General features: G+C 39.3%; 20 protein-coding genes and 1 pseudogene. 11 read left to right on the plus strand and 10 right to left on the minus strand.

Annotated features, from left to right (window positions below; all coding sequences use genetic code 11):
* Positions 1 to 191: 191 nt before the first annotated feature.
* From murA to HZA38_00135, 4 genes are all read right to left on the minus strand, one after another.
* Entirely contained in the window at positions 192 to 1481 is a 1290-nt protein-coding gene (gene murA, locus HZA38_00120) for a UDP-N-acetylglucosamine 1-carboxyvinyltransferase (protein ID MBI5413908.1), read from the minus strand.
* Positions 1478 to 2146, minus strand: coding sequence for a hypothetical protein (locus HZA38_00125; protein ID MBI5413909.1), 669 nt, complete (start codon positions 2144 to 2146; stop codon positions 1478 to 1480). The genes murA and HZA38_00125 overlap by 4 nt, the downstream gene beginning before the upstream one ends.
* Before the next feature lie 65 nt (positions 2147 to 2211).
* The gene (locus HZA38_00130; protein ID MBI5413910.1) at positions 2212 to 2655 is read right to left on the minus strand and encodes a signal peptidase II; all 444 of its coding nucleotides are present in this window, start codon (positions 2653 to 2655) and stop codon (positions 2212 to 2214) included.
* Between the two features lie 20 nt (positions 2656 to 2675).
* Positions 2676 to 3311 carry an HAD family phosphatase gene (locus tag HZA38_00135; GenBank protein MBI5413911.1) on the minus strand — a complete coding sequence of 212 codons (636 nt, stop codon included), beginning with the start codon at positions 3309 to 3311 and terminating at the stop codon, positions 2676 to 2678.
* Positions 3312 to 3982: 671 nt separating this feature from the next.
* On the opposite strand from HZA38_00135, the gene HZA38_00140 reads away from it, so the two are divergent.
* Both HZA38_00140 and HZA38_00145 read left to right on the plus strand, forming a co-directional pair.
* The gene (locus HZA38_00140; protein MBI5413912.1) at positions 3983 to 4273 is read left to right on the plus strand and encodes a hypothetical protein; all 291 of its coding nucleotides are present in this window, start codon (positions 3983 to 3985) and stop codon (positions 4271 to 4273) included.
* 113 nt (positions 4274 to 4386) lie between these two features.
* On the plus strand, positions 4387 to 6906 hold the full coding sequence (locus HZA38_00145) for a leucine--tRNA ligase (protein MBI5413913.1): 2520 nt from the start codon (positions 4387 to 4389) through the stop codon (positions 6904 to 6906).
* Between the two features lie 68 nt (positions 6907 to 6974).
* Here the strand turns inward: HZA38_00145 and HZA38_00150 are convergent, their stop codons facing one another.
* Positions 6975 to 9767 carry an S-layer homology domain-containing protein gene (locus HZA38_00150; protein ID MBI5413914.1) on the minus strand — a complete coding sequence of 931 codons (2793 nt, stop codon included), beginning with the start codon at positions 9765 to 9767 and terminating at the stop codon, positions 6975 to 6977.
* 298 nt (positions 9768 to 10065) lie between these two features.
* On the opposite strand from HZA38_00150, the gene secF reads away from it, so the two are divergent.
* From secF to HZA38_00170, 4 genes are read left to right on the plus strand one after another with little or no spacing between them, the layout of a single operon-like run.
* A complete protein-coding gene (gene secF / locus HZA38_00155; GenBank protein MBI5413915.1) occupies positions 10066 to 10965 on the plus strand; it encodes a protein translocase subunit SecF in 900 nt (299 codons plus the stop codon).
* Positions 10962 to 12014, plus strand: a complete 1053-nt coding sequence (locus HZA38_00160; protein MBI5413916.1) for an aldehyde dehydrogenase — start codon at positions 10962 to 10964, stop codon at positions 12012 to 12014. The genes secF and HZA38_00160 overlap by 4 nt, the downstream gene beginning before the upstream one ends.
* A 21-nt stretch (positions 12015 to 12035) precedes the next feature.
* Positions 12036 to 12956, plus strand: coding sequence for a fructose-1,6-bisphosphatase (locus HZA38_00165; protein ID MBI5413917.1), 921 nt, complete (start codon positions 12036 to 12038; stop codon positions 12954 to 12956).
* A 46-nt stretch (positions 12957 to 13002) separates the two neighbouring features.
* Complete coding sequence (locus HZA38_00170; GenBank protein MBI5413918.1) at positions 13003 to 13314, plus strand: hypothetical protein; 312 nt, start codon at positions 13003 to 13005, stop codon at positions 13312 to 13314.
* Positions 13315 to 13319: 5 nt separating this feature from the next.
* Here the strand turns inward: HZA38_00170 and HZA38_00175 are convergent, their stop codons facing one another.
* A complete protein-coding gene (locus HZA38_00175; protein MBI5413919.1) occupies positions 13320 to 15701 on the minus strand; it encodes an S-layer homology domain-containing protein in 2382 nt (793 codons plus the stop codon).
* 138 nt (positions 15702 to 15839) lie between these two features.
* On the opposite strand from HZA38_00175, the gene tsaE reads away from it, so the two are divergent.
* Positions 15840 to 16895, plus strand: coding sequence for a tRNA (adenosine(37)-N6)-threonylcarbamoyltransferase complex ATPase subunit type 1 TsaE (tsaE, locus tag HZA38_00180; GenBank protein ID MBI5413920.1), 1056 nt, complete (start codon positions 15840 to 15842; stop codon positions 16893 to 16895).
* Between the two features lie 135 nt (positions 16896 to 17030).
* Positions 17031 to 18032 carry a hypothetical protein gene (locus HZA38_00185; protein ID MBI5413921.1) on the plus strand — a complete coding sequence of 334 codons (1002 nt, stop codon included), beginning with the start codon at positions 17031 to 17033 and terminating at the stop codon, positions 18030 to 18032.
* Positions 18033 to 18344: 312 nt separating this feature from the next.
* Here the strand turns inward: HZA38_00185 and HZA38_00190 are convergent, their stop codons facing one another.
* From HZA38_00190 to HZA38_00205, 4 genes are all read right to left on the minus strand, one after another.
* A complete protein-coding gene (locus HZA38_00190; GenBank protein MBI5413922.1) occupies positions 18345 to 18761 on the minus strand; it encodes a SufE family protein in 417 nt (138 codons plus the stop codon).
* Between the two features lie 110 nt (positions 18762 to 18871).
* Entirely contained in the window at positions 18872 to 19459 is a 588-nt protein-coding gene (locus HZA38_00195; protein ID MBI5413923.1) for a putative metal-binding motif-containing protein, read from the minus strand.
* Positions 19460 to 19505: 46 nt separating this feature from the next.
* Positions 19506 to 20603, minus strand: coding sequence for a PilT/PilU family type 4a pilus ATPase (locus tag HZA38_00200; protein ID MBI5413924.1), 1098 nt, complete (start codon positions 20601 to 20603; stop codon positions 19506 to 19508).
* 23 nt (positions 20604 to 20626) lie between these two features.
* Positions 20627 to 22096, minus strand: coding sequence for a ComEC family competence protein (locus tag HZA38_00205; GenBank protein MBI5413925.1), 1470 nt, complete (start codon positions 22094 to 22096; stop codon positions 20627 to 20629).
* 94 nt (positions 22097 to 22190) lie between these two features.
* Between HZA38_00205 and HZA38_00210 the strand changes: the two genes are divergently transcribed.
* The 3 genes and pseudogenes from HZA38_00210 (at position 22191) to HZA38_00220 (ending at position 25056) form a co-directional block, all read left to right on the plus strand.
* A complete protein-coding gene (locus HZA38_00210) occupies positions 22191 to 22613 on the plus strand; it encodes an Rrf2 family transcriptional regulator (protein ID MBI5413926.1) in 423 nt (140 codons plus the stop codon).
* A gap of 37 nt (positions 22614 to 22650) precedes the next feature.
* Entirely contained in the window at positions 22651 to 23823 is a 1173-nt protein-coding gene (locus tag HZA38_00215) for a cysteine desulfurase (GenBank protein ID MBI5413927.1), read from the plus strand.
* 243 nt (positions 23824 to 24066) lie between these two features.
* Positions 24067 to 25056, plus strand: a pseudogene (locus HZA38_00220) (adenine methyltransferase).
* The last annotated feature ends 136 nt before the right edge of the window (positions 25057 to 25192 follow it).

Here is a 25192-nt window from a genome sequence, read left to right on the forward strand (position 1 = left end):
ATGGTTACGATTTGAAGTAACTCACAATCACTGCTTCACTTCCTTCAAAAAACTCATCGAAGCCGTCTCAGAGTTTCTCCTCACTTTCCAAAAACCAAACCTCCTATCTCTTATCACTGTTAATTCTTAGACTCTAGGTAAGAAAGGATTTAAGGCATTCGTAAGTGAATCTAAAATTCAGAATTTAAAATCTAAAATTTCTCTGTTTTCCTCTCAATTTTCGCGCCAAGAGATTTGAGCTTTCCTTCAATGTTCTGATATCCTCGATGAATATAGTGAATATTAGAAATTTCTGTTTCTCCTTCTGCCGCAAGGGCGGCAAGAAGCATGGCTGCGCCGGCGCGGATATCCTGGCTCGCAACGGAAGTTCCCTGAAGACGTTTTCCTCCATGGATGAGAAATTGATGCGGATTCATAATTTCGACATCTGCGCCCATTTTTTCAAGCTCGAGGAGATAGGCAAATTTTCGTTCAAAAAGGGTTTCAAAAATATGAGAAGTTCCCTGGCATTTTGTGAGGAGAACAGCAAATTGCGGATGGAGATCTGTTGGAAATGCAGGAAAAACACCGGTTTGAATTTTGACCGGATGGAATTCTTTCTTTGCCCTATGTATTCGCACCTCTTTTCGATCTGGAAAAAGTTCGAAATTCACTCCCACTTCTCGTAATTTTTGAAAAAAAGAATCAAGGTCGTGCTCTTCCACATTTTGCACCGTTATTTCTCCGTTTGTGACGGCTCCCGCAAGGAGAAAAGTTCCGGCTTCAAGATAATCAGAGGCAATAGAAATTTTCCCGTTTTTCAGATGTTTTGTTCCCCATACGTGAAGCGTATGAGTTCCAATACCTTCTATTTTCGCACCAGCAGAAACGAGAAATTCACAGAGATTTTGCACATGCGGTTCAGCTGCTGCCATTCGAATTTCTGATTTTCCTTCGATGGCAGATGCGACCATAACGGCATTTTCTGTCGCTGTTACAGAAATTTCTGGAAGAACGACTGTTGCTGGCGAAAGTTTTTTGGGAGAGGAAAGGACGATCATATCGCCATCTTCCTCAACCTTCGCTCCAAATGCCTCAAATGCCATAAAATGGCTTTTTGCAGGTCTTTTTCCGAGAACACATCCGCCGGGAAATGGTATCCGTACGGACCCAAATCGTATTAAAAGTGGTGCCAAAAGAAGAATACTTGCGCGCATTTTTTTTATATGTGCAGAAAAATCTTTTCCCTGTTTCGGAAATTGAATTGATTCTGTATTAAATGTTATCGAATTTTTATCACGAGTGATTTTTACTCCTAGAATTTCTAAAATTTCCATCATCGAAATCGTGTCATCTATTTCCGGAACATCAGAAATTCTGCTATTTCCTCCGACTAAAATGCTCGCAGCAAGTATGGGAAGTGCTGCGTTTTTCGAGCCTGAAACTCGAACTGTTCCCGAAAGAGGGATACCGCCTTCAATATAAAATTTTTCCCGTATCATTTTTCGAGTTCGTCAGGAAAAGATACCTGTAAAAATGGATCCCATCCATAAATTTTAAAAAGAAAACCTCGGAGAACTTCTGCGAAATATACTCCCAAAATAATAAATATCCATGCGATGGGAAGCGCAAAGATAAGAAGAATGGAGTTTTTGAGCGACATTTGAACGATGAGGAAAAAGATTCCAAAGATAAGTGCCCCGGAAATAAGAACACCAAGGAGTCCTGTGAGACTATTTCTGGAGCCACTCATAATTTCACAAAGTAAACTTGCGACGAGAGCGGAAACGAAGAAGTGCACACTTGCAACGCTGAGTTGGCTTTCAACTGCTATAAGATATGCCGGAAGAAAAAGAAGAAATAGCACCAATGTGAAGATAAAAATTTGCAAAGAAATTCTGCGGAGAGATTTGTATTTTGTTTTCTCAAAAAATCCGAGGAAAAGTCCTACGGAAAGATTCGAAACTAATGTGCCCACAAAAACCATTGAGAGCACGACAACATTCGAGAAAGAGATGGTCAGTGATGATGGAATGTCTTCTCCTCCGGTTTCAACAAATGAAGCTGTAAAAACAATGAGGAGCGCCGAAATCACTCCGATGAGTCCTCCTGCAATTCCCGAAAAAATTCTCAGAAGAAGTGTTGTGAGGGAAGGAATTTGCGACATATACTATAACTGGCAAAATTATGTATGCATAATGACAAAAAACTGAAGAAAAAGGAATACAAAACCTATTTTTTCCAGAATATTTCGCGCAAAAGAAAAAAACTTACTCCCAGAAAAATCCATGTATCAGCAAGATTAAAAACTGGGAATTTCCACACCGCGATAAAATCCACTACTTTCCCCTGCAAAATACGATCCATCAAATTCCCGAGCGCGCCGCCAAGAATGAGCGAAACTGCGAGAATTTCTGGAAAAGTTCTCACAGGATGGAGCCAAAAAAAATATATTCCCATTCCGATGAGAAGGGCGAGAGAAAGACTGATCTGTGCCCAGAGAGGAAACGGAAGAGAAAGCGCAAGGTTGCTGTTATAACTCAGATGAAAACGGAAAAGATCTTGCAGAATTGGAATGTCTTGAGAAGAAAGATATGTCTCCGCCAGCATTTTCGATATCTGATCTCCCACAAAAAAGAGAATCGAAAGTCCGATAAACATCGATATAAGAGCCATTTTTTTCAATGAGGAGCACATTAGAGAATTTCGGTAAGAGAATTCACTACCATGTCAGCAAATTCAAAGCCTTTTGTCGAGTCTCTTTTTACGGCAACAACAGTGCACCCAGCTCTTTTTGCGGAAAGAATCCCCGAATACGAATCCTCGAGAGCGAGGCATTTTGACGGGAGAAGTTTTAATTTTTCGGCTCCAAGAATATATGCGAGAGGATCTGGTTTTTCATGATCTGGAAGAACATCTTCTCTGGTGACAAAAAGAGAAAAATTTTCAAAAATATGAAGCTTTGGATCAAGCGCTCGGAGCCAGTTTTCATATGATCCCGTAACAAGGACTTTGGCGACATCTTCCGTACGTTTGAGAAAATCAAAGGTATCATTTTGCCATGAAATGACATCATAATTTTTTTGGAAAAATTCAGGGAGAAACAGACAATATTCCTCAAAAAAACTTTCTGCGAGTTTTTCATTTTGCTGTTTCATTCCCCATTCTCGAAAAATAAGATTCGTTGCTTTCCCTGGTTCCTTTTCTCCAAATTCATATCCCTTGCCATGAAAAAAAATTTTCAGTGCGAGTGCATGGATCGGCTCCGTATTTGCGAGAGTTCCATCAAAATCGAGAAGAAGGCCTGAAAAGTCATGGAGTGAGATATTCATCGCACACATCATATCTAATTTTACAAGAACTGCGAAAATTATGAGTTCCGCAAATCAGGTTTTCTTGACAATTCCCTCTGTTCCGTCATGCCCCAACACGACGACTTTGTGGTCGACTCCAGACATGAAACATCAGAAAATATTGAGAAAAAACTGAGGATGTCTCTCTGGAGGCATTTCTTGCCACGAGAAATGAAAACTAAATTCAGTGTCCAAAATTGGTGATGAGAGATCCCTCCAGTTGGTAAACATTCACTTTCCCTTGAAGCCTTCCTGACGCTGAGTTTCGCGAGTCGGGATGACGGAGCTCAGATGAAAAATGCTCTTCTGAATCTTCTCCTTACGCACTGGTTTTGAAAAAGAGCCATCGCTGTTGACAAGTCTTGAAAAATGGAATATAAATTGCTCAGTATTAATTATTTTGCAAATGATTTTCTCAGCTCGAAATATCAGTCTCCTTCTTCTCCTTCGCATTCAGCGCGGGTAGAAGATTTTTGTAAAATTTAATTTCGTCTTCTCACATCCGCGCTTGAGGAACGCGGATTTTTTTGTGCGTGTAATTTTTATTTATGATTCCAAAACCTTTTAGAATAGAGCGGCACAGTGAACACCTTCGGGTGAAATATGAAGTGAATTTTAATTTTTTATTTTTATTCTTTTTTCTAATTTTTATGGAAACGATAAATAAAATGAGAGGAGGAATGATGTTTCGATCTCAGGAAAGAGATTCAAAACCTCAGATAGTCACAAAAACTGACACTCAAGAAGAAGATCGAGATCCAAACAAAATCTACGGTTGGGATTACTCAAAAAGCGAAACATCAGATGAATCTCGAGCAAAAATGGAAGCTAAAGCAAGATTCGACGAGACAGTAGCTGCGTATAACGATGAAGTGAGAAGAGGTATGAGAAGAATGCGTGAAACTCGTGGCAATACCGATGATTATTGTACAGTTTGGTAATTAATATAGATAAAAAGTAGGGGCTGAACCCCGCACTGCGGGGCGGCCCCTACGGAAAACATTTCTGACAATCACATTCTTTGTTACAATCTTTCTGATCTTTCTTTCACGTTATGGCTGACATCGATCCAAAATCATTTGATCACAAAACCATTGAAAAAAAATGGCAAAAATATTGGCTGAAAAATAAAACTTTTCGAGCGCCAGATGATTCGAAAAAAGAAAAATATTACGTGCTCGATATGTTTCCGTATCCATCATCCGCGGGGCTTCATGTCGGGCATCCGCTTGGATATACTGCGACAGACATCATGTCGCGATACCTTCGAATGAATGGAAAAAATGTGCTCCATCCGATGGGCTGGGACGCGTTTGGACTTCCAGCAGAAAATTACGCGATTAAGACAAAAGTGCATCCGGAAAAAACAACTTCGGCGAATATCGAAACGTTTCGCAGGCAAATTCAAGACCTCGGATTTACGTATGACTGGGATCGAGAAGTAAATACTTGTGTTCCAGAATATTATAAGTGGACACAATGGTTTTTTGCATTTTTGTACAAAAATAATCTCGCGTATCGAAAAGATGCGCCAGTGAATTGGTGCGAGAGTTGCCAAACCGTTCTCGCAAATGAACAAGTGGTGAATGGGAAATGTGAGCGATGTAAAAATGATGTGATTCAAAAAAAACTCGAACAGTGGTTCTTTCGCATTACGGATTTTATTGAAGATGATCAAAAGACCTCAGGACTTCTTTCTGGACTCGAAAAAATTGATTGGCCAAATTCGACAAAAATTGCACAGATGAATTGGATTGGAAGGCAAGAGGGAATCAATATTTTTTATGACGTGATCGATTCATCAGAAAAAATTGCAACATTCACGAAATATCCAGAAACAAATTTCGGAGCAACATTTATTGTTGTCGCTCCAGAGCATCCGATTGTTTCAAAAATAACAACTCCAGAACACAAAAAAGAAGTGGAGAAATATCTCGAAAGAACTTTCAAAATGACTGAGCTTCAGAGAACTGAAACAACTGAAAAAACTGGAGCATTTACGGGATCGTATGCATTCAATCCACTCAATAAAAAGAAAATGCCCATTTATGTTGCGGATTTCGTATTAGCACATTATGGAACGGGAATGGTCGTCGGAGTTCCGGGACATGATGAGCGCGATTTCGAGTTTGCGAAAAATTTTGATCTCGAAATTATTCGCGTGATGAAAACTTCCGATGGTGATATTTCTCCAGTTACAAAACTCGAACAAGTAGATCATGAAGGAATTATGATGAATTCTGAATTTTTGAATGGAATGGATGCACAAAAAGAAGCGAAAAAAGCAATGATGGATTCCATGGAAAAAGAAGGAATGGGAAAACGTGTTGTCTTTTATAATCTCCGCGACTGGCTCGTTTCTCGCCAAAGATATTGGGGCGCGCCAATTCCAATTGTGTATGATGACGCTGGCAATCATTATCTTTTGCCCGAAGATGAACTTCCCGTAAAACTTCCGACCGATGTCGATTTTATGCCAAAAGGAGAATCGCCACTCGCGAAATCAACATCATTTCATGACAAAAAAGAATTAGAAAGAATTGAAAAAAAACTGAAAAAATCTGGAGATTTATCGAACGAGAGAACTATCGTCAGAAGAGAATCCGATACAATGGATACTTTCGTTTGTTCTTCATGGTATATGTTTCGATTTATGGATCCGAACAATACAAAAGAATTTGCGTCGAAAGAAATGATGAAAAAATGGGGACCAATTGATCTTTATGTTGGTGGCGCAGAACACACTGTTCTTCATCTTCTCTACGCCAGATTTTTCACAAAAGTGCTTCATAAATATGGATATATTGACTATGATGAGCCATTTCAGAAGCTTCGCCATCAGGGTATGATTCTTGGCGAAGATGGACAAAAAATGTCGAAATCGATTGGAAATGTGATTAATCCTGATGAAGTTGTGAACGCATTTGGAGCTGATACTTTGAGATGTTATGAAATGTTTATGGGACCATTTCACCAGAAAAAACCGTGGTCAATGGGCGCAGTGGAAGGAGTACGGAAATTTCTGGATCGAACATATCGCGTGTTCCAGAAGTCAATTACGCCGCTCGGCTCCGCTCGGGGTGACGACGAATTACGAATTACGGATAAAAATTTGCAATCGCTTTTGCATAAGACCATTAAAATTGTAACAGAGCATATTCAAGAATTTCGATTCAACACAGCGCTTTCTCAAATGATGATCCTTACGAATGAGCTTACAAAATCTGAGAGCGTTTCTCGGGAAATATTAGAAAAATTTGTACTTATCCTTGCTCCATTCGCTCCGCATCTTGCGGAAGAACTCTGGGGAGAAGTCCTCGGTCACAAAGAATCACTCACATATGAACCATGGCCAAAGTATGATGAGAAATATCTTGTGGAAGAAAGCGTGACATACGTAGTTCAGGTGAACGGAAAACTTCGTGGAGACTTTACCATAGAAAAGACAGCGTCTCAAGAAGAAGTTATTGCTCAGGCAAAAACCTTAGAGAAAGTGAAGAAATATTTAGAAGAGGGAAAAATTGTAAAAGAAATATTTGTTCCGGAGAAAATTGTGGGATTTGTGGTGAAGTAACTACAAAGCATAAAATACAAAGTACAAAAAAACAGTTTTGTACTTTGTGCTTTGTAGTTTGTACTTCTTCACAAGTCGCCCGTTGAGCGAACATCAAAATTCTCCTCTTGCCAATTATTTATATGCGCAAGATATTGATAAATTGCAGTAGCGATGTCCTGCCTTGATAAATTTTGATGAGGAAAAAGCTCTGTTTTTTGATAAGGAAACATTTCATATTTCTGCGCAATTCCTGCGTACTTAGCAAACCAATCTGTTTCTTGCACATCCGTATAAGAATATGGAAGATTTTCTTCTCCTTGGAGAGAAAAAGCTGTTGTGAACATTTTGAGAAATTCTGCTGTGTTTATGAGATTCTCTGGCCTGAAATAACCATCATCATATCCTTTAATTATCCCTTTTTCGAGCCCCATAACAATGTATCTCACATACCATTCATCATTTTTTATATCAGGAAACTGGGTAGTATTTGAGATTTTTTTTATGAGCCCATATCTCGTTATGAGAAGCATCTTTATCGCCTGAGCACGATTCACATACACATCGCCATGAAATTTGCCGTTTATTCCCTTAATTACATTTCGCCTGTAAAGCTCAGCAACGGCTTTCCCCTCCTGAGTCTGAATATTTATATCTGGAAAAGGTTTTGTAAACATATCAAAGCTTTTTAATACTGGATCTTTATAATTTCCAAGAGGGATAGGGCGTATTTTTTGGTTACGGAATTCAATACATTTTTCTTCAGATGGAAAGAGATTTGCTGTTGGTGTGGCATAAAGGGCATATTGAAAACAAACAGGTATCTTTCTTCCGTCATGGGCTTCTTTACATTGTAATGTATTTGTTAATTCCCACACTACCATTTCTTTATCACATTGAAATCCTTGCTTAAGAACTTTTTCTGGGAGATATTCTTCTTCTTCTTTTCTTCTACACTGCTCATATCCAAGAGCTTCAGGGTTTGTGAAAGGCTCTCTACATCCGTCTCCCGTAAATGCTTTACACCTTCCTGCAACAATCTCGTAAAAAGTACTTTCTTTGCAAGATTCACTTCTGTGAAATCCTGACTTTTCTCCTTCCTTGAGAAAATCGATCCAACTCAAGAATTGAGCTTGAGAAATACAACTTTCCATATCAAATGGCACTTCTTCTTTCATCGCCTGTTCAAAAAGTGACGGTGAATAAAAAAGCAAAGAATTTATTCTCGCAGACTGTAGCCAATCTTCTAATAAAGCCGCATGAAAATGATATTTCTCTATTCGCTGATCTTCCTTAGAGTATACAAGGGGAAGCTTGAATAAAGCGGTGACATAGCGAAGTGCATTATCTATAGAGACATTTTCTTCTGAGGCATCGGGATTTGTAATGTAAAAATAATAGTAATAATTATAAATGTGTTGAGAAGCCTCCCAGAAGCTCTCTGAAGTATCTGGCTCTCGATCTTTCCCACCCTGCGAAGAATTTTGAAAACAGAGCTGATTTGGCACATCAGGAGTACAAATATAACTTTCACCATATCTTGCGAGAAATCGACTTTTAAGAATGGGAATTGCTTCGCCTTTTGTAAGAAGACTTTCATTGGTACCATTTTCTGCAGGAGGCGTACAAGAAGGAATTGGATCATAAGGTTTTGGATCATACGGAATTGTAGGTGGAAAACTTTCTTCATGAGGATTCGTACCTGGCGAATTTGCTCCAGGAGGAAGTTGAGTTGGATTATAGGTTTCAGGAAAAGGTGCAATAATAGTGGAAGGCGGTTGTGGTCCATTGGGCAAATTTTTATACACCCCGCTTGTATCCCTCAGTTCAAAAACTGTATTTGATTCTCGATCTTCTTCTGAAAATGGAAAGAATTCAACGAACCTTGGACCAGCATTTTTATAAAGCCAAACTTTTACGCTGTACGGCGTATGCAACTTCAGCTGCTTATTTTCACCTCCTGAATACGCTACTAAAGTTGAATATGGTGCTAAACCAATAAGGTTACATCTTTTTTCTTTTCTATTACAAACAACGGTATACTCCGGGCGATAAGTATCCTCTTGAAGATACGAAACAATTTGTACTGTGTCGAGAGAAATGTGTTCAGGAAGTTCTTTTTCTCCAACATAAACTGCATATCCCTGAAAATCTTTTCCTCCCTTATACATATCCCAAGAAGCTTCAAAATTTGGAAGAAATCCTGAAGACAAATCCGCCTCATATATGCCTCCGAGAAAATTGTCATTGTAAGAAACTTTTGCTTCTCCGTAATATTTAATCTGGACATTTGAATAAGAAGGCGGCCCATCATCTTTCATCGTACGAGAATCAAATTCAGGCACGTATGTGTACTGAAAAAAGACACTTGAATTTCGATCTTCTTCTGAAAAAGGAAAGAATTCTTCTCCTTTATAAAGCCAAACCTTTATTTCATAAACAACATCCGGTTTTAATGGGACAAGCTTTCCATTCTCATTTTTTTTATCTACCTTAAAAGAACAGACTTCGTAATTACATGGATAGCCAAATTCCTCAGATCTGGGGAAGAATTGCAGAGTCGAAGAGCTGTCAAGAGGTAAATTTACGCCTTTTTCTTGAAGGTAGAGTGCATATCCATCAAAATCAAGATTTCCCATGTACATTCTCCAAAGAATTTTTATTGATTCATGACCACCTGATGCCATTTCTGATGATTGGAAATAAATGAGAAACTCTCCACTTGATTTTTTCGTCTTTAATGCATTTTTATGAAGGGTAGATATCTTCACATCCGAGAACAATTGCTCCGCAGAAATAACATTTGGTATGAAGAAAAGAAGAAAACTAAACCCTACAAGGACAATGAGTATCTTGTGAAACAAAGAAGAATATATTTTCATGGAGAGCAAAAAAATCTTGTTGGAATGGTATAAAAATCATGTGATTTATGCAATGTCTTAATATGTAATTCTCAGGAATTTTAGGGATTGCCGAAGAATTTTTTATTTGATGATTATCACACAAAAAGGTCGCCCGAGGACGGGCGACTCTTGATGAAGAGAAAATTGTGGGATTTGTCGTAAAATAAACACAAAGTACAAAAAAGAAAAACGTTTTGTACTTTGTGCTTTGTATTTTGTACTCTTCTTGCCTTTTCCTCTTATTTTATTTAGGATTTCTGAGCTTTTAAAAAATCCCATGCGCTTTCCTATCATCCCAGCTACAAAATTTTGGTTTCTTATTTCGGGCGTTACGCTGGCCGTAGGTCTTTATTTTGTCTTCGCCCCTGGATTTGGACTCCATCTCGGAATTGATTTTTCTGGAGGAAGTAAGATGTACTTGCCGTTCAGCGAAACTATTACCAAAACAGAATTTGATGAGATTTTTCGAGAAGCTCTTGGAAATGAGAAGGGGGAAGTTGTTGTAGAATCGGGAGATAAGGCGATAATTGTGAGGTCTCGAGACCTCTCGAATCAAGAAATTGAACAACTCAAAGTGAAACTCAAGGAGAAAGGAAAAACTCTTGAGGATGATGCTGTGCGTATTGAGACGGTAGGACCGACGCAAGGAAAAGTACAAACCGAACGTGGTTTTCTCGCAGTAGGAATTACGATGCTCGCAATTATTATGTTTATCGCACTAGCGTTCAGGCGAGTTCCTGAAGGGCTTTCTTCTTGGAAATTTGGCGTTTCTGCTGTTGTGGCACTTATCCATGACGTTTTTATCGTTATCGGAGCATTCGCGCTCCTCGGAAAATACTATGGAGTGGAAGTAGATACTCTTTTTATTACGGCACTTCTCACGGTCATGGGATTCTCGGTGCACGATACCATTGTGGTTTTCGACCGTCTTCGGGAAAATCTCAAAGGAACTTCTCTGAAGAATCTTGAAGAAACGGCTGAAAAGGCTGTGTGGCAAACAATGGCAAGATCAATAAATACTTCTGGCTCTACGCTCATCGTGCTTTTAACGCTCTTTTTCTCTCAAATTGAAGGAATTCACTTTTTCATTCTGGCGCTTGTTTTGGGAATTATCGTGGGAACATATTCGTCTATTTTCATTGCCACGCCAATGCTCGTAGCATGGTCGAAGAAATGAGCGTGCTTCGTGTCGCACTTAATGGCTATGGACGGATTGGAAGGAATCTTCACAGAATTCTCATCGGGAACACCAAAGTACAACTCGTTGCTATCAACAATCAACGTCTTGAAGCGCCTATGAGGGCGCATCTTCTCAAGTACGATTCTCTCCACGGAAAACTGGATGCTGAAATTTCCTATACCGAAAATTCTCTCATTGTAAATGGAGAAACTATTTTGCTTCTTGCTTTTTCGGACGCCAGAGAGGTTCCATGGAAAGAACTCGATATCGATGTTGTCGTATCCGCTACAGGACGAGCTCGAACAAAGGAAGAAGCTCAAAAATTTCTGGATGCTGGGGCAAAAAAAGTTTTAGTTTCTGCCCCCATGAAAGATGACACTCCCACATTTGTGTTTGGAGTGAATGATGAAGACATCACTGCGGATCTGACGATTATGAGCAACGCTTCATGCACGACGAATTCGATTGCTCCTCCTCTGAAGCTGATTGAGGAAACGTATGGTATTGAAAACGTTTTTGTGAGTTCTATTCATTCATTTACGAATTCCCAAAACCTTCTCGATAACATGGGAAAAGATTTGAGAAGAGCAAGAAGCGCCGTTCAAAATATTATTCCTACAACATCAGGTGCAATGCAGGCAACAGCAAAAGTTATTCCATCTCTTCAAGGAAGAATTGATGGGATTGCTTTTCGAATTCCTCTCGCAACTTCTTCTATTTCAGATGTTTGTGCGGTGCTCAAAAAAGATACCACAGCAGAAGAAGTGAATAATCTCTTCAGAAAGGCCGCTGCGGGAAAGATGAAAAATGTGCTCGAAGTTTGTGAAGAACCTCTTGTTTCCATTGATTTTAAAACAAATCCACATTCTGCAATTATTGACGCTCTTACGACAAAAGTCGTCGGAGGAAAATATCTCCAATTCCTTTCCTGGTATGATAATGAGTGGGGATACGCGAATCGATTGAAGGATTTTTTGGAGAAATTGGCAACGTTTAAAAAGTGGCGAAAATCAATGAAAAATGTAGAATGGAAAATGGAAAAATAAATTCTCATTTTAAATTTTCCCATGACCATCCCCTTCTTCCTCGAAACCTATCTCCGCGAAGTACAATGTGAACCAAACTTGATTCAGCTCATTTCTTATATTGCCCGAGCCGCAAAATATGTTCAGCATGCCATTCGGCATGAACATTTGGGAATTTCTGGAACAGTGAATGTGCAGGGAGAAGAGCAGCTTAAGCTTGATATTCTTTCGGATAATATTTTTTGTAAACATCTTGCGGAAAGTAATCTCGTCGCACAAATTAGCTCAGAAGAGCAGGAGGATGCAGTTGTTCTCATGGATAATTTGGGAGAATATTCGGTTGCATTTGATCCTCTGGATGGATCTTCACTTGTTGCGAGTAATTTAGCCGTGGGAAGTATTTTTGGAATTTTTCCAGGAAATGGATTTATTGGAATGACCGGACGACAAATGGTCGCAGCGGGATACATGCTCTATGGTCCTCGCACAACACTGTCTATTTCAATCGGAAAAGGTCTTGCTTCTTTTATGCTCAATGATTTAGGAGAATTTCAGAGTTTTTCTGAAGGAATACGAGTTGAGGAAACGGCGAAAATTTTTGCTCCGGGAAATTTGAGGGCTGTTACGGATCGTCCAAGCTATCAAAAACTCGTCACAAAATGGTCAGATGAAAAGTTTACTTTGAGATATTCGGGCGGAATGGTTCCCGACATTAATACTATTTTTTGCAAAGGAAATGGGATTTTTGCATATCCGTCTTCTGAAAAATATCCAAAAGGAAAACTCAGACTTCTCTACGAATGCGCTCCATTTGCATTTCTCATGGAACAAGCCGGAGGACTCGCGAAAACTGAAACTGGAGAAGATATTCTTGATCTTCCCATTCAAGATTTGCACGAAAGAACTTCTATACTTGTGGGAAGTAAAAAAACGGTGGAAGATGCGATCAATATGTTGAAATAATGATGAATATATGTTCAAATAAGTCCATGTTTTCACCACAAATAATATGCAAGAATCTCTGCCGGATATCTGTACGGAGAGAAACAAATTTGCTGTTATCACTTGCGAAAATGGTATTCGATTCAATGTATTCTTTGACCTCACGCGTTCATTGCTTATTTTGAAGTGGACAGATGGTACTCAAATAAACATGACTTTAGACGCTAATAATCTCGCGGAACTTCGCTCTGCGAAGACTGTGAGGGAATTCGAAGATGCGTTAAGTAAGTTTTTTCAGAAAAATCCACCTCAACGTGATATGGAGATACGAAACATAAGCGCAATACTCTTCGATTCTGTTGCCCCTTTTAAAAAATGAGAGATCTAATTTCCAATTAATCGATATATCGCTCTCGCTACTTCTCCTCTCGTAATTTCTTTTTTTGGTTCGAATTTCTCTCCAAAATCAAGAAGATTATGGTCTTTCGCGTACATTGCATATGGAGCAAACCACTGATCTCGAAGAACATCTTCAAATGGTTTTCTTCGAACTACAGGAAGCTCCACTCCAGCTGCCTCGAGAAGAACTTTGAAAAATTCCGCTTGAGTAATCGTATTTGCCGGTTTGAAGGTTTGATCTGGATATCCGCTCACAATCTTGTCTTCCGCTGCAGTAACGACATACGTGAGAAACCAATCTGTTGAATGCACATCCAAAAATGGACTTTGCCCGTTTTTGAGATTAATGTGCAGCCCTTCAATGAGGAGCTTTACGACTTCTGCTCTCACCAGTGTTTTCTCTGGATGAAATGTTCCGTCGGGATATCCAGACGCAATATTCAATTTTTTAAGATATGCAATTTCTTCGGCATATTCACTTCCCTGTTCTACATCAGCAAAAATTCTGCTTGTGTCCTGAGTGATTCGAGAAGATTCACCAAGAATAGCTCCTGCTTGGACTTTTATGCGTGCGGAATTTCCACTGGTGATGAGAACACTCACCTTTGCAACACCATTTTTAAAGTCAACTGAAGTGAGCTCATTTGGTTTCACGATCCCCTCGCCATTTGAAAGAGTGAGCCTTGCTGTTCCCACAAAGGAGCGAACACTCAATTTTTTGTTCGCGTCCAGAGTCGTGATAGTAGCCTCTTGTGGTACGCCGAGAACATACTTCCCATCGATATCAATGCCAAAATATGTGACTTCCGCAAAGCCAGCGATGATGGAAAATAGGAGAGGAGTCTCGTTTCCAATACTTACCTTCCCTTCCCCTACTGTCTCTGCAGTGTAGACAATTTCTGCTGTTCCTTCAGAAAAATTTTGTGCGAAAAGCGCCTGAGGACTTACGGTTCCATTCGTGGCAGTGACAATAATGGAATTGTCTGGAGTATAGCTTTTCTGAACATTTCCATCGGAATCTATTGCTGTAATTGTAATATGAACTTTCTCTCCAATTTCTAATTCATTTTTTTCTGGTGTAATCTGAAAATGATCAAAGTGTGGAAGTTTTACTTCTGGTGTTTCAGGATTCGTTTCTTGAGGCTTGGAAGAGAGAGGTTCTTCTCCTGCGTTTTGAACGGTAATTCCTACTGTCTCTTCCACCACGCCAGAACGAGCTTTCAGCTCAAGCCTTCCTGAATTTTTGGGCGTAAGACTGAGCCGTGCAATTCCATTCTCAAAATGAATACTTGAAACCTCAACATCGAGATCAGATGTTTTGAGAGAAAATTCATCTGTGAACGATTCAAATACGTTTCCATTCGTATCTATGGCTTTTATTTCAATGGGAATACTCTCCCCTGCTCTCACGAGCTCAGACAAAACGCGAATATCAAAATCATGAATTTTTCTTTCTGTTCCAGGGAATGAAGGGAGCGGTGTCCCTGAAGTTCCGGAAGGAACTGGTGATATTGCTCCTCCCTGCCTATTTTGCTGTACCCATTTCATGGGATGAGTCGTATATTTTCCCGCCTTTTCTCTTCCAAGACCATTATTGACGGCGTCAAAGAAAGAGAATCCGGCAGAGCTTGCTTCTGTAGCAGTGAATGGCCAGTAAATTCTGAAAGGAGCAATTGCACGATCTATTTGAAAATGGAGATGATTTGTTGATGCTGTCCCGGTTTTCCCTACTTCACCAATTTTTTGACCTTTTTGAATAATTTCACCAGATTGCACTATTACCTGAGAAAGGTGTGCGTATGCAATATAAATCGTTTCTATATCACCATTCACGGGCGCATTTGGGACTTCTAAAATGATGTATTTTCCGAACCCACCTTTATCTTCCGCGTTGGCTCTATCAACAATTCCGTTTGCAACCGCAAAAACGGGAGTCCCTTCGGGAGCACGAATATCAACGCCTAAATGCGATCCGACATTCTCTGTATGTTCTGATGTATAACTTCCCAAATACACAGTAGAATATGTTATTTTTGCATTTGCGGTATTCGCATCTGTGTTTAAACTTTGAAGCTCAGCAATATCATAATCCATGAGCGGCTGAAGTTCCCAAGGAGAATATGCAGAATAGGGTTTCGTGTTCTCTCCACCTGTAAGCGCCCAGTTCGGAACTTGTTGAATCGGCATTACTGTTCCATCAAATCGGAGAGACACATCGAGAATATTCGTTTTGAGACTCATTGCCCCCTCTCCGACGGCATAGAGCACAATCATGAGACCGAGCGTCAAAACAACAGATCCAAGAACTCCTTTTGCCCTGAGATATGTTTTTATACCCACAAAAAGCTGAGCGGGATACCTCAGCACAGAAGATTTTTCGCTTTTTGAACGAGCACGAAGCCGTGAATTTTCTTTTTTCTTTTTTCTCATTTTTTTTGTATGTTTGTATCAGTGGAAAATAATATGTCTTCGTGATATTATAGCAGGGATGATAATTTTTTGCAAATGAATTCCTTTCTTTCCTCAAATGCGGTCGCAACAGAAAAGGCTGGAAGAGAGCTCGGTCTGCGCGTTCATATCGCTCCAGAGTGGGGGAAAATTGTGCTTCTTTCTGGAGAACTCGGAACAGGGAAAACAACATTTTCCCGAGGATTTTTTGATGCTCTCGGTATTCCAAAAGAGGACATAAAAAGCCCGACATTCACGTATCTTGAGGAGTATAAGACGGAAAATAGGATCTGCATTCATGGCGATCTCTATAGGCTCAAAGACACTCCAAATTCTGCTCATATCCTTGAGAGCGAAATCGAAAAAATCGGAGAAAGGGGTGATATTCTCCTTCTCGAGTGGAGTGATCTTTTGGATGAGCGCATTTTGAATTTGTTCGAAGGAACATATATTTCTGTTCATTTTGCGCACGGGAATTCCGAATCAGAAAGAAATATTTCTCTGACATTTCACAATGCTCTCAATATTCCAAAAAATAAAATTCCCGGTCTTATGGAGGAATTTATGACTCCGCAGCATATTCAGAAACATATCGAAATGGTCACTCATGTCGCAACAATTCTCGGCAATAAACTTTTTCAGAGTGGTGTGCCTCTTGATATCGAACTTATAACAAATGGAGCTCTTTGTCATGACCTCCTCCGATATGTCGATTTTAAGGATTTGAATGATGTCTCTCGATTTCAAGAAGAAGTTACGGATGAAAAAATAGCACTTTGGAAAAGTGTTCGGCAAAAGTATGAAAAATTTCATCACGGAAGTGCGATGGCAGATGTTTTAAGATCTCGCGGATATTCTGCTACAGCGGATGTGGTGGAAGCGCATATGACGGGAATGATTTTTCGAGAAAAACCATTCACATGGGAAGAAAAAGTTGTGTATTATGCTGACAAGCGCGTTCTCCATGATGAAATTGTTTCGCTTAAGAAACGATTTGAAGACGGAAGGAAGAGATATGCGCACGAAGCCAGTCCGAATTTGGAAAAAAAAGTTTCCGATCTCGAGCAAGAAATTTTTGAGAATCTCGATATTGCTCCGGAAGAAATACGATAAAATTTTAAATGTAAAAGGTAAAATATAAAAATAAATTCTAATATTTAATGTTTAAACATTAAAAAATTATGATTTATTTTAAAATTTAAAATTCAAAATTTTCGACAAATTTACTTTTCACTTGCTCCTCGCTCTGTGCCTCAAAAAATTCTCCTCCTCGACGTCTCTCATCTCTTTTTTCGCGCTTTTTTCGCGATTCCACAGACCCTGACGAATGGAAATGGAGAAGCGATTAATGCTGTTTTTGGCGTGTCTTCAATGCTTCTCTCGCTTATTGAAACCGAACATCCGCAATATATTTTTGGAGCAAAAGATGAGAAAGAAAAAACAAAAAGACACGAACTCGTGCCCGAATACAAAGGTCACAGACCGGAAATGCCAGATGCGCTTGTGGGGCAACTTTCGAAAATTTTTGATATTTTTGACGCGTTTCAAATTCCCTTATTTTCTGAAGCAGGATATGAGGGCGATGATTTTCTTGCGACGATTTCAGAAAAATATCGAAAAAATGCTGAGTATGAAATTGGAATTGTGAGCGGCGACCATGATGCCTTTCAGCTAGTCGCGGATAATGTGGAAGTGTTTCTCCCGCAAAATGGCGGAAAACCCGCGCTCCATCTCGATCGAAATGGAATTTATGGAAAACTTGGTGTATATCCGGAACAGGTTGTTGATTACAAAGCTATGGTTGGCGATAGTTCCGACAATTTAAAAGGAATTGATGGAATTGGACCAAAAACCGCAGCGAAACTCCTTGCAGAATATCAAACACTCGAAAAAATTCTTGAGAATGCCGATCGCATTCCGGGAAAACTTGGCGAGAAATTGCAAATGGGAAAAGATATTGCGATTCTGACGAAAGAAATGGTGACACTTCATCGAAATCTTGAACTTCCGAATTTTGGTATTGAAAAAGGGAATGTAAAAAATATCGATCCCCATAAGCTCGAAACATTTTTTAGGATGTATAATTTCCATTCTCTCATCAATCGTCTCACCAAAGCTTTTAAAAAAGGTGAAAATTCAGCTGAGGAAAAAGAGGAAGAAGCGCTCTGGGGAGAGCTTGAGGCAGCGCAAAAAACAAAATTTTCGGGTGTGCGGAAAAAAGAACATGATGATCAAATGTCGATGTTTTGAATGTAGAGAAGCCCAAATTTGGTGTCTCTACCTGTGCAATACATCATTTTCCCAGTTTTCTGGATTCGCCAAAATGTATTCGGAAATACGGTGTAATTCGTTTTCATTCCGAATAATGCGATCATGAAATCGTGATTGCCAAGAAAAATTGGGTGCGATTTTTTTGCATTCAAATGTTGTGCGACCTTTATATCAACGAATGATGGTGGATAAATTTTTGTGCAACATGGGATTTTTATTTTTGGTTATTCCGCCATTGGTTTTTTTGGTGAACGTAATTCCCGTAGAGACGCGATTAATCGCGTCTCTACATCAACAATTCTGCATTTTGCATTTCCCCGCCTCCTCTTTCATCCTCGCAAAAATCGCATATGCTCCGTTCACACGAGAAGGTGAGAGAATATTCTTAAGTCCAGTTTTTTCAAACATCTCTGGAGAAAGTTCGAGAATTTCTTGTGGCGCTAAGCCTTCACATCCAAAAAGAAACAGTGCGAGAATTCCTTTGGGAATTTGCGCATCTGAATCTCCTCGAAAATACATTTTCCCATTTCGATATTCTGCTACGAGATAGGCATTTGAAGCACATCCATGAATTTTATTTTTTGAAGTTTTTTCATTTTCCGGAAATTCAGGAAGATCATCCGCAAGCGACAGCAGAAATTTTAATTTTTCCGTAGAATCTGGCATCGCTGAAAGTTCATCGAGAATGTTTTGCAGAGCAGGAATCATGGAGAGGAATAATTGCTCAAAAAGTATACCTGATGAAATTACGAATCACGAAAGACGAATTACGACGTTTGTCATTCGTAATTCGTAATTCGATAATTCGTAATTGTCTTCTACCCAACCCAATTCACCACATAATCGACGATATTCCAGGCAAGGAGCCCAACGATAAGTCCGATGACTGCGCCAATAATTGTTTTTTTCGCCTTCTGAATTTTCATCTCTTCTCCTGAAGCAGAAGCAAACATAATGCCGCCATAGATGAGCGCACCTGCAGAAACAAATACCGCAATCTGACCAATAAGTGTAATCACATCTCCAATAATGCTAAACAAATCTTTTCTTCCTCCTGCTCCAGGAAGACCAGTGATTTGACCATCGCAGTTGTAATCCACTTGGCTATTCGGCGGTTCTATCGCACCTGGGTGAATCTTGTTTCCCTTTATTTTCCCAAGTCCTGGAGCAACAACGCTCGGATCATCAACGTCGACAGTATCACACACTTCTTTCTCCCATCCCTTCATTCCGAGAATAGGTGACTCACATGTTGTTGTATCACTCGGATCGGGACAAGTATAATATCTATCTTGGTCATCATCTTTAGTTGCAGCGTACGCAGGAAGAGCCATCAGCCCGAGAAGCATGAAAGCAAGTGTAAACGTAAATATTTTTTTCATGTGAAGTGGGATTAGAATTTTCATAAGGAAAGACTACGAAAAAAGAAATAAAAATGCAAGATGAAGGACTTTACGCAGGCGATTTTTGCTCTTGAACCATATTCATAAATTCTTCAGGGTCAGGAGCATTAAGGATTGCTTGTTCTCTGGAAATAACTCCATTTTGAAAAAGATCAAAGAGATGTTCGTGGAAAGTCTGCATTCCGAGACCACGTTCACGCTCCATTGCCTTAGAAATTTTTTCTTCTCTCCTTTCCAAAATAAGCGTTTCAATTTCATCCGAGCGAAGACAGATTTCTACGGCAACAACTCTCCCCGAGAAATCTTGTTTCGGAATAAGTTTCTGAGACACAATTCCACGAAGAGAAATCGCGAGTTTCATTCTTGCCATATTCTGCAAATCCGGAGGAAAAACATTGATCACCCGAGAAATGGTAGAGGCAACATCATCGGAATGGAGCGTCGCAAAAACCAGATGTCCGGTTTCTGCCAAATCAAGGGCGATGGAAATCGATTCATAATCACTGAGTTCGCCAAGTGCCACAACGTTGACATCTTGCCGAAAGAGGTACCTCGCTGCATCTTTCAGACTTTCTACATGTGTTCCGACTTCTCGCTGAGAAATTACTGATTTTTTTGGCTGATGAATGACCTCGATCGGATTTTCAATCGTGATGATATTTACATTTCTGGTTTCATTAATATGGTGTAAAAGTGCTGCCATTGTTGTGGATTTTCCACTCCCATTTGGACCGGTAATGAGCACGAGACCTGAATGTTCATACGCAAGATTTTGAACCGCCTCCGGTAGACCGAGTTCGGGAATAGACTCAATATTATCGCTGAGAAGTCGAAACACAATCGACATTCCGTGGTATTCGACGTAAAAATTCACTCGAAATCGTCCGACATCTTCAAGCCAAGAGGAAAATTCAAAATCTTTTTTTTGCAAGAAGACTTCTATTTGCCTCTGAGAGAGAATCTCTTTCATGATATTTTCCATATCCTCATGCTTCAGCGGACTATATTTTTCTACCGCATACAGCCCTCCGTCGGATCCTCGAAGATATGGAGGATGTCCTTCGTAAAGATGCAGATCAGACGATCTGAGTTTTTTTTGTGCCTCGAAAAGTGTTTTGAGGTAGAGCATTTTTTTGTTTGTTTTCATGAAATTATATCATAAAAACGGCTTTATGAAAACAAGTTTTTTATTTTTCTACTCTGATGCCTCCACCACAGGAGTCCGACGAAAACATAGAAAAAAGTAAGACCAAATATTCCAAGAGAAAACGGAATATCAGAGTATGGAACTTCAGAACATACATGAATTATGGCGAGAGCTACGCGTAAGGTTTCGAATGCGCAGAATGCAAAAATCTTGCCAACAAAAGGAAAAATGCCGAGAAATGAAAAAAGCATAGCCACGGGGATACACGGAGCAATGAGAAGATTCGCAATGGGCGAGATGAGAGAAATACGGTGAAAATAAAATGCGATGAGTGGGGTTGCGATAATTTGCGCCGCCAATGTTGTTTCCAGCGATTCTCTGAGTCCAAACGTTCCCGGGAGTTTTTGAAAAATATCTTTCCAGAGAGGGCTAAAAGCAATAAGCCCCAAAACTGCCGCAACAGAAAGCTGAAAAGAAATATCAGAAAGAAGGAGAAATGGATTCCAGAGCACCATACAAAATATACTCCAGAGGAGAATGGAAAATGCTTTTTTTACAAATCCAAAATGGAGCACCAAAAGTGAAATTCCTCCCATAATTGCAGCGCGTACGACGGACGAAGAAGCCCCGGTGAGCAGAACAAAACTTGAAATAAAGAGCAGTGTGAGAAAAAGGTTTATCTTTTTTGGGAGAAATCGAAATATCCAAAATACAAACAAAATGAGAATGGTGATGTTAAATCCAGAAAGCGCGAGAACATGGGAAAGTCCGGTTTTCCGAAATTCTTCGACGAGCTCTTCAGGGAAACCCTGTTCACCACCAAGAAGAATCCCTATAGAAAAACTGGCTTCTGGCTCTGGGATTCTCTCTTTCAAAAGATTCTCGAGATATCTTCTCAGCTCAAAAAGTGTACGGAAAAAAATCGAGCCGTTTCCTCTGCTTCGTATTTCAAATGTTCCCCATGGCATATAGGAATATATACCGTTTTTTTCTAAAAATCTGGCATACGAAAAATCTTCCCATTCTGGAGGAATTTGTAATTTTCCAGAAATATGAAGCATATCGCCATAGAAGACCGGAGGATACTTGGAGATACTCACAAGAATATTCCCAGAAACGAGTCTCATTTCTTTTGTGTCTCGCAAAAATAGAGACGTAACATGCAATATTATTTTCGTTTTTTCTCCTCTCTCATCGGGATACTCGGAAATAATTCCTTGTATTTCGACTGAACGCGCAGTCTCTTTTGGAGATGCAAAAAATGCGACATCTTCTCTGGAAATGTTCGGAAGAGCGATAAAAATTCGAATTCCTCCCAAGAGGAAAAAAATTATCCAAAATATGAGAACCCGAAAAGAAATATAACGAAAGATGAGAATGCATGGAAAAATAAGAATTCCCAAAAGAAAAAGTGGCGATCTCAAAAAATCAGCGATGCCCACCCCAAGAAGGAAGAAGAGAATTCCACAGCTGAAGATATGAACTCGTTTCATTCTCTGATTTTCATCTCTTTTTTAAAAATCGCAACTTGAGTTCGCAAAAGAAGACAATTTTGGTATACAATATGCCCATCTTTTCTTCAAACACATGATTCGCTTCTCTCAAGCCGTGGAATATGGTGTTTTAGGACTCGTGGAACTCGCAAAAGCAGAAAAACCACTTGCGCTTGTTGCACTTTCAAAAAAAGCAGGAGTTCCTGAAAGTTTCCTTGCCAAAATTTTTCAAAAACTTGAACGATCTGGAATTGTTGTCTCAAAACGTGGAAAGAGCGGTGGGTTTAGACTTCCTGCGAAAAATCACAAAGTACACTTATGGAAAATTTATAAGGTCATTGAAGAGAATTCTTCTTTGAGGAGATGCGTTGGTGAAAGTGAAAAAAGTTGTGACTGTAAAAAAATGTCGCACTGCATTCTTCAGGAAGCATGGCAAGATGCCCAAAAATCTCTTGAAAAATCTCTTTCTTCATGGACCATTTCTGGTCTCCTCACACACCATCTTAAAAAACGGTGACGTTTCCTGACGTTTTCACCTTATTCCTTCTGTATTCATGTCTCGTATTTATCTCGACTACGCGGCTACAACTCCTCTCAATGCAAAAGTATTTGAGGCAATGAAACCATATTTTTTAGAAGAATGGGGAAATCCTTCGGGAATTTATCGAGAAGGACAAAAGTCTCGAGAAGCTATCGATGATGCCAGACATCATATTTCAAAAATTCTCGAGTGCAGCCTGGAAGAAATTGTTTTTGTGTCTTCGGCTACAGAAGCGAATAATCTCGCGATTAAAGGCGTTCTCGAAGCGTGGAGGAAAAAACATCACAGAACTCCTCACTTTATTACTACACCGATCGAACATTCCTGTATAAAAAATACAGCTGAATATTGCGCGTCGGAAGGACTCGCGAAAGTGTCGACGATCTCCGTCGACAGATTCGGTTTTGTTGATCCAAACGATCTCAAAAAGAACATTACCAAAGATACCGCACTCGTCTCCATCCATTATGTGAATAATGAAATTGGGACAGTAGAGCCTATTCCGAGACTTGGGAAAATTTGTGAAAAGCAGGGAATTCCATTTCATGTGGACGCAGTCCAAGCTGCCGGAATACTTCCTCTTTCAGTGGAAAGACTTCACTGTCATCTCCTCAGCCTTTCCGCGCATAAGTTTTATGGACCGAAGGGTGTCGGACTTCTCTATGTACGTCGCGGAACAGAAATTGTTTCACAAATGCATGGCGGAGGTCAGGAACGAAAATATCGAAGCGGAACGGAAAATGTTGCCAGTATTGTCGGAATGGCTATGTCTCTCCAAATCGCCGAAGAAATGAGAGAAAAAGAATATGATCGACTGCAAAAACTCCAAATATTCGGATATGAACTCATGAAACGGGAAATGCCAAAAGTGAAACTGAATGGTCCAGAAATTGGAGAGAAAAGATCTCCGGCAAATCTCCATTTTTCTTTTGGCGAACTTGATGGGGAAAGTCTCCTCATTCGCCTTGATCTGAATGGCGTCGCGGCATCACTTGGATCCGCGTGTACCTCAGGAATGATTGATCCTTCTCATGTTCTTACTGCCATCGGATTATCGCATGAAGACGCCCGAAGCGGACTCAGACTTACGATGGGAAGAGGGACAACAAAAAAAGATCTCGAAAAAGCAATTCTTCTGATCGCACAAATCGTAAAAACGCTCAGAAAAGAGCAGGAGTTTGCATGATATCAAGATTTCTGTCTGAATAAGCTCTCTATGCTTATCTGTTTCATAATAAATAGGTATACTCAATTCAAAAAATACTTTTCATTTCATAAGGAATTTTTATAGGCTTTTTAAAGGGGACAATAGATTTGTTTTTTATTTATAGGCGCGGAATTAAGATATTTTTTTCGCTCCACTCCGAAAACAGATTTATTTTTGGGGGAATTAGAATACAATAATTTTGTTTAACTTGGATAACAAAATATGACTATCAAACAGCTTACAGAAAAATATAAAATCGACAGGGATTACTTTCTGACAAGCAAGTATAATGAGACCCTGCTTCGCAGTGATTTTTTAGACCCGTTTTTCGAGTTACTTGGCTGGGATATAAAAAACAACACAGGTAAACCGACTAATGAAAGAGAGGTGATTTTAGAAGAAGCATTAAAGGCAAACGCTTCTGAACATTCCAAAAAACCCGATTACACATTCCGATTATTCTCTGAAAGAAAGTTTTTCCTAGAAGCTAAAAAACCTTGTGTTGCAATTGAATCTAATGATGACGCAGCAAAACAAGTTAGACGCTATGGTTTTACAGCCAAACTCAAAATTTCAGTTTTATCAAATTTTGAGTTTCTCATCATCTATGATACATCTGTAAAAGTTGAAAAAGATGATGCATTTCAAAAAGCATTAATAAAAAAATATCATTATACCGAATATGAAAGTAAATTTGAGGAAATTAAAAAGCTGTTGGGAAAAGAAGCTGTTTATTCAGGTGCATTTGAAACTGAATGGAAAGATATTGAGACTAAATTAAATCAGTATTCAATTGATAATCTTTTTCTAACGCAAATTAATGAATGGAGAAAATTATTAGGAGCCGAAATCTTCAGACACGAGCCTAAAATTGAAGAGCAACAATTAAATGATATTGTTCAAAGCTATTTAAACAAGATTCTCTTTTTAAGAGTTTGCGAAGATAGAAATTTAGAAGATTATCAAACACTTTTAAAGTTTGCCAATGCAAACGATTTTAAAGCACTTATAAAAAAGTTTGAACAGGCTGATAAAAGATATAATTCTGGGCTTTTTGACCAACGATTAAAAGATAAGATTGCAGAGAATGTTAGTTCTGTATTTTGGCTGATTATCAAACAACTTTATTACCCCGAAAGTCCATATTCTTTCAGTGTTTTTTCTTCTGACGTTTTAGGAAGTATTTATGAAATTTTTCTATCGGAGAAACTAGTATAATTTCCAATAAATAATTTCATGTATAGTGTCTCTGTAGTTTTTGGTCAGCATCTTGCTTTGTGAATTTCCATTGAATTGTTGATAGACTTTGATTGCGTTGTTTTTGCCAGGCAGATAACTCCTTTTTGAG

It is taken from the genome of Candidatus Peregrinibacteria bacterium, assembly GCA_016220175.1.
GTDB lineage: Bacteria > Patescibacteriota > Gracilibacteria > CAIRYL01 > CAIRYL01 > JACRHZ01.